2 protein-coding genes are annotated in these 2,642 nt (G+C 75.7%); both read left to right on the top strand.

What is annotated here, in order from left to right; all coding sequences use genetic code 11:
• The coding region (dacB, locus tag NCC78_RS30610) for a D-alanyl-D-alanine carboxypeptidase/D-alanyl-D-alanine endopeptidase (RefSeq protein ID WP_250798880.1) at positions 1–1,257 on the top strand (1,257 nt) is incomplete at its 5' end.
• Between the two features lie 135 nt (positions 1,258–1,392).
• Positions 1,393–2,463, top strand: a complete 1,071-nt coding sequence (locus NCC78_RS30605; protein ID WP_250798879.1) for an Rv3626c family coenzyme F420 biosynthesis-associated protein — start codon at positions 1,393–1,395, stop codon at positions 2,461–2,463.
• Positions 2,464–2,642 lie beyond the last annotated feature (179 nt).

The raw sequence follows: 2,642 nt of genomic DNA, 5'->3' as shown, positions 1-2,642 counted from the left end.
GCGAACGCTCCGCTGCCCACCCCCGAGGGGGTACGCGCCGCGCTCACCCCGCTGGTCGGCGCGGCCGCCCTCGGCGACCGGGTCAACGTCTCGGTTGCCGACGTGGCCACCGGACAGCCGCTCTTCAGCCGGGGCGCGGACGACGGCACCGTCCCGGCCTCGGTGACCAAGCTGGTGACCGCGGTGACGGTGCTCGCCGCGCGCGGCCCCGCGTACCGCATCCCGACCCGGGCGGTCGCCGGCGCGACCCCGGGCGAGGTGGTGATCGTCGGTGGCGGCGACCCGACGCTGGCGGTCGACAAGAAGGGCTTCTACCCGGGGGCGGCCCGCCTGGACGACCTCGCCGGCCAGGTGAAGACGGCGCTCGGCGGCACGAAGCCGACGAAGGTGACCGTCGACTCGACGCTCTACTCCGGCCCGGTGCACGAGCCCGGCTGGGACGACGACATCCCCACCGGCGGCTACGGCGGCTCGGTGACCGCGCTGATGACCGACGGCGCCCGCAGCGACGTGGCGCAGGCGCTGAAGGACCACGACGCCGGCAACCACGGCGCCGAGCGGGTGTCGAAGCCCGACCTGGCCGCCGGCCGCTCCTTCGCCCGGCTGCTGGGCGTGCCCGCCGCCAGCGTCGGCAGCGGCACGGCCCCCGCCGCCGCTGCCGGGGCGGCCCCGGGCGCCCCGGGCAGCGAGCTGGGCAAGGTCGAGTCCCTGCCGATGGTCCGGCTGGTCGACATCATGATCAGTGACAGCGACAACCTGATCGCCGAGGCGCTGGCCCGGCAGGTCGCGCTGGCCCGCGACGAGCCCGCCTCGTTCGTCGGCGCCGCGAAGGCGATGGACGCGGTGGCCGCCGAGCTGGGCCTGCCCGCCGACGAGCTCGCCCTCGCCGACGGCAGCGGGCTCTCCCGCAGCAACCGGATCAGTCCCTCGCTGCTGACCGACCTGATCGCGCTCGCCGGCAACGGCAGCCGTCCCGAGCTGGCCGCCATCTTCGGTGGGCTGCCGGTCGCGGACTGGTCCGGCACTCTCGCCGAGCGCTACGAGTCGGCGGCCACGAAAGCCGGCGCCGGGGTGGTCCGGGCCAAGACCGGGACGCTGAGCAAGGTCCACGCGATCGCCGGCCTGGTCAGCACCGCCGACGGGCGACTGCTCACCTTCGCCGTGCTCACCGACGCGGCGCCCCCCGACGGGCTGGAGGCCGCCCGGGTGGCCCTCGACCGGATAACCGCCACCCTCGCCACCTGCGGCTGCCGCTGACCCCGCTCCCGTCCCGCCGGCCGGGGGTGGCCGCCGCTCGGTGACCTCGGAGGGCGAGTCGCGCTCGGATCGACGGCGGTGGAGGGGCCGGGGCGACGCCGGGCCGGGGTGTTCCGGCGCGGGTACGGTGGGTGCATGGCGCAGTTCGTGGACTGGGATCTGGCCGCCGCGACCGCGGGGGCGCTGGGCAAGTCGGGCCCCCGGGTGTCGTACGCCGAGGCCACCGACGTGGTCGGCGACCTGCGACGGTTGACCGACGAGGCGGCGGGGCACGTCGCGGACTACACCGGCCTGCGCTCGCAGGTGTCCCACCCGCCGGTGCGGGTGGTGGACCGACGCGACTGGGCGGCGACGAACATCGCCGGGCTGCGCGAGGTGATCACTCCGCTGGTCGGCCGGCTCGCCAAAGACAAGCGGCCTGGCCCGCTGACCGAGGCGATCGGCTCCCGGCTGACCGGCGTGCAGGCCGGCACCGTACTGGCGTACCTCTCCGGCCGGGTCCTCGGCCAGTACGAGGTCTTCTCCGCCGACCCGGGGCAGCTGCTGCTGGTCGCGCCGAACATCGTCGAGGTGGAGCGGAAGCTGGGAGCCGACCCGCGCGACTTCCGGCTCTGGGTCTGCCTGCACGAGGTGACCCACCGCACCCAGTTCACCGCCGTGCCGTGGATGCGGGCGTACTTCCTCAGCGAGGTGCAGGCGTTCGTCGACGCGTCGTCCAGCGGCGGTGAGCACCTGCTGGAGCGGCTGCGCCGCGGCGTGGCCACCCTCTCCGACGCGGTGAAGGACCCGGAGAGCCGGACCAGCGTGCTCGACATCGTCCAGACCCCGGCGCAGCGGGCGGTGCTGGACCGGCTCACCGCGCTGATGACCCTGCTGGAGGGGCACGCCGAGTTCGTCATGGACGGCGTCGGCCCGCAGGTCATCCCGAGCGTCGAGCGGATCCGGGCGGCGTTCAACCGGCGCCGCGAGGCCGGCAACCCGCTGGAGAAGGCGATCCGCCGGCTGCTCGGCGTGGACGTCAAGATGCGCCAGTACGCCGAGGGCCGCAAGTTCGTGCACGGTGTGGTCGAGCGGGTCGGCATGGAGAGCTTCAACCGGATCTTCGCCTCGCCGCTCACCCTGCCCCGGCTGGAGGAGCTCGGCGACCCGGACGCCTGGGTGGCCCGGGTGCACGGGCCGGCCGGCCCGCTCCCGGCCGCCGGCTGACCGGCCGCCGGTGGCCGCACTCGCCCCGCCGGTGGCCGCGATCCGGGTGTCGGTCCGCCGCGCGTTGGCCGACCTGCCGCCCGAGGGTCCGGTGCTGGTCGCCTGCTCGGGTGGTGCCGATTCGCTCGCGCTGGCCGCCGCTGTCGCGTTCGTCGCGCCCCGGCTGGGTCGTCCCGCCG

The sequence above is a fragment of the Micromonospora phytophila genome (genome assembly GCF_023656545.1).
GTDB lineage: Bacteria > Actinomycetota > Actinomycetes > Mycobacteriales > Micromonosporaceae > Micromonospora > Micromonospora phytophila.
The sequence above is the reverse complement of the archived record's forward strand: the minus strand, read 5'-3'. Positions and strand labels throughout refer to the sequence as shown.

Excerpts from the sequence above, each read along its gene's own strand:
- NCC78_RS30605 (WP_250798879.1), top strand. The coding sequence starts at position 1,393 with ATGGCGCAGTTCGTGGACTGGGATCTGGCCGCCGCGACCGCGGGGGCG.